The organism is Desulfamplus magnetovallimortis (assembly GCF_900170035.1).
GTDB lineage: Bacteria > Desulfobacterota > Desulfobacteria > Desulfobacterales > Desulfobacteraceae > Desulfamplus > Desulfamplus magnetovallimortis.
Genome location: NZ_LT828591.1, coordinates 1 through 1586 on the forward strand (window position 1 = coordinate 1; position 1586 = coordinate 1586).

At 37.8% G+C, this 1586-nt stretch carries 1 protein-coding gene; it reads left to right on the forward strand.

The window, feature by feature from the left end; all coding sequences use genetic code 11:
* The first annotated feature begins 114 nt into the window (after positions 1 to 114).
* Positions 115 to 1560 carry an IS4 family transposase gene (locus tag MTBBW1_RS27125; protein WP_222424201.1) on the forward strand — a complete coding sequence of 482 codons (1446 nt, stop codon included), beginning with the start codon at positions 115 to 117 and terminating at the stop codon, positions 1558 to 1560.
* Positions 1561 to 1586 lie beyond the last annotated feature (26 nt).

Below are 1586 nucleotides of genomic sequence, written 5' to 3' on the forward strand. Positions count from 1 at the left end.
TGCCCCCCAGCCCCCCAATGCTGTTGACTTAACAAATGAGTCATAGTTATTTATGGACAAGCAGTATTTTGGTGGTATTTTGGGTGATTTTTTGCTATAATTATTGATAGTTACTTGAAAAATAGAAACTTAAATAAGCAAAAAAATATGCTCATTTTAATTTTTTTATTTAAAAAGGTGATATCATGGCACATAACTTGCTTTCAAAATTCATGCCAGATCTATGATTCTTTTGAAAAAATTATCAATATCATCCCAAAAGAAATCAACCCTGACCACAAACAATCTGAGAATGATTTTACAAGGAATCGGGCTCTCCCTTTTGCAAAGACAGTTGCACTTACACTTTCAATCACCGCAAATGGCTCAAATCAAGGTGTAGATACGCAATGCGGTCAATTTTTCAAAAATGTAAGACGCTGTGGCCTATGGCCGGACGCCAATGCTGTTCATAGGAGCAGCGTCACAAAAGCCCGTAAAAAAATTCCCTGGCAAGCTTTTCAAGATATTTTGAGTGACTCAGTTGAACTCGCCTATAGTTTAGAAATTGAAGATAATCAGCAATTTCTTTGGCATGGAATGCCCGTTTTTGCAACAGATGGCTCAAGATTTAATCTCCCAGCAACTGAAGCAATTAGAGAACACTTCGATCCCGACAGTGGTCTTGATACCAACGGAAAAGGTCATTATCCCCAATGTCTTGTTACTACGGTATATGATGTTTTTAGACGACTGCCAATTGCACGGTCAGTCGTAGCTAATGATGGATCAGAGCGAGACGAACTGAAAAATCTATTGCCAGCAATACCATCTGGTGGAATATTGACTTTTGATAGAGGTTATCCTTCATATGAAATTATCCATTTTCTAAACAACAATTATTCTGGACATTGGTTGTTTCGTTGCCCATCCAGTAGTACGTTTAAAGCCGTTGAGAAATTTGTGGAAAGTGGGAAAGAAGAAGATATTGTATATATAACCGCAACGAATAACATAAAAAGAAAATTTGGTATTAATGAAAGAAAGAACCTCAAACCAATAAAGGTTAGAGTAATCCGTCTGGAAAGCCCGGACGGAACTGTCTCGGTATTATTGACAAATCTATTTGGTAAAAATAGATACACGGCAATTGAAATTACAGATTTGTATTTTAAACGTTGGAGGGTCGAAGAGTATTATCGAGACGAAAAAGTTGTTTTTGAAATTGAAAAATTTCATAGCACAAGTGTAAACGGAGTTTTGCAGGAACTTTATTCTGCAATGATAGTAAGTGTCATATCTCGATGTATGATGTTGCTGTCATCTCAATTTTTTCTGCCGGATAATCGAGAGCCTCAGTTTAAAAATGCTGTATTGTCCATAGCTGCCGAGGCAGCGATACTTGTGCCAGATGATCCGGTTTTGGCAATTCAAATTTTCAAAGAACTACTCGTCGAAATAGCACGAGTAAAATATTATCGCCCAATAAACAAGAGGCCTTCACAACCCAGGATAAACAAAGGCCCCAAAAGTAAATGGCACGATGGCAAACGAAAAAAAGCTTCTCCCCCTAATGCTTAAGTCAACAGCATTGGGGTTAGGGGGCA